Here is a 1,441-nt window from a genome sequence, read left to right as displayed (position 1 = left end):
TGGTGCATGGTTGTCGTCAGCTCGTGTCGTGAGATGTTGGGTTAAGTCCCGCAACGAGCGCAACCCCTATCCTCAGTAGCCAGCATATAAGATGGGCACTCTGTGGAGACTGCCAGGGATAACCTGGAGGAAGGCGGGGATGACGTCAAATCATCATGCCCCTTATGATTTGGGCTACACACGTGCTACAATGGCGTAAACAAAGGGAAGCGAACCTGCGAGGGTGGGCAAATCCCAAAAATAACGTCCCAGTTCGGACTGTAGTCTGCAACCCGACTACACGAAGCTGGAATCGCTAGTAATCGCGGATCAGAATGCCGCGGTGAATACGTTCCCGGGTCTTGTACACACCGCCCGTCACACCATGGGAGTCAGTAACGCCCGAAGTCAGTGACCTAACCGCAAGGAAGGAGCTGCCGAAGGCGGGACCGATGACTGGGGTGAAGTCGTAACAAGGTAGCCGTATCGGAAGGTGCGGCTGGATCACCTCCTTTCTAAGGAAAAAAGTAGAGAGTAAGAATGTGTTTTACTGTTGAGTTATCAAGGCAACTGAATAATGATATTTCTGGTAGCGATGCGCTTAGGGGACACACCCGTTCCCATCCCGAACACGACGGTTAAGACCTAAGCGGCCGATGGTACTGCACTGGAGACGGTGTGGGAGAGCAGGTGGCTGCCAGATCAAATGGGGATGTAGCTCAGTTGGGAGAGCACCTGCCTTGCAAGCAGGGGGTCGAGAGTTCGAATCTCTTCATCTCCACTGAAATCGAAAGATTTCAAGATGGGCTTATAGCTCAGCTGGTTAGAGCGCACGCCTGATAAGCGTGAGGTCGGTGGTTCGAGTCCACTTAAGCCCACTGGTTTAAATGAACCAGAACCCCGAAAAGTTCATAATCATGAGCAATAGGGCAAAGGTCCGCTTAAGCCTATTGGGTTTTAAGCAATAAAGCCCAATACATTGTACCTTGAAAACTGCATACATGAGATTTGATTAAGTTAATCAAATATCCTTAAACGCAAAGTATTAAGAAATTAATGCAAACGCAAAGATAGGAAGACATCGATTTATCTGTTATTGAACAGAGTAATCAAACACATGTCGGAAGATACGAGAGTATCGGAAGACACGAGAATCAAGAGACCGCATCACCTACGCTAGGGTGATGAAGCGAAAGGTCAAGCAATAAGGGCACAGGGCGGATGCCTTGGCACTAAGAGCCGATGAAAGACGTGATAAGCTGCGAAAAGCTTCGGGGAGGAGCAAATATCCCGTGATCCGGAGATTTCTGAATGGGGAAACCCGCATGAGCAGACCTCATGCATCCATACGCCAATCCATAACGTATGGAAGGGAACCCGGGGAACTGAAACATCTAAGTACCCGGAGGAAAAGAAAGAAACATCGATTCCGTAAGTAGCGGCGAGCGAACGCGGAGGAGCC

Annotated in this window: 2 tRNA genes and 3 rRNA genes; all 5 read left to right on the top strand. The window is 49.7% G+C overall.

Annotated features, from left to right (window positions below):
* Nucleotides 1-494: ribosomal RNA gene (locus ACTNDQ_RS15350) — 16S ribosomal RNA — on the top strand; the annotation flags it as partial.
* Nucleotides 495-564: 70 nt separating this feature from the next.
* Nucleotides 565-682: ribosomal RNA gene (gene rrf, locus ACTNDQ_RS15345) — 5S ribosomal RNA — on the top strand.
* A 5-nt stretch (nt 683-687) separates the two neighbouring features.
* Nucleotides 688-760: transfer RNA gene (locus tag ACTNDQ_RS15340), tRNA-Ala, on the top strand.
* Nucleotides 761-783: 23 nt separating this feature from the next.
* A tRNA-Ile gene (locus ACTNDQ_RS15335) sits at nt 784-857 on the top strand.
* A 317-nt stretch (nt 858-1,174) separates the two neighbouring features.
* Nucleotides 1,175-1,441: ribosomal RNA gene (locus tag ACTNDQ_RS15330) — 23S ribosomal RNA — on the top strand; the annotation flags it as partial.

The sequence above is a fragment of the Blautia massiliensis (ex Liu et al. 2021) genome, assembly GCF_052064225.1.
GTDB classification, from domain to species: Bacteria; Bacillota; Clostridia; order Lachnospirales; family Lachnospiraceae; genus Blautia_A; species Blautia_A fusiformis.
Note: the sequence above shows the minus strand (reverse complement) of the source record. Positions and strands in the feature narration are given on the sequence as shown.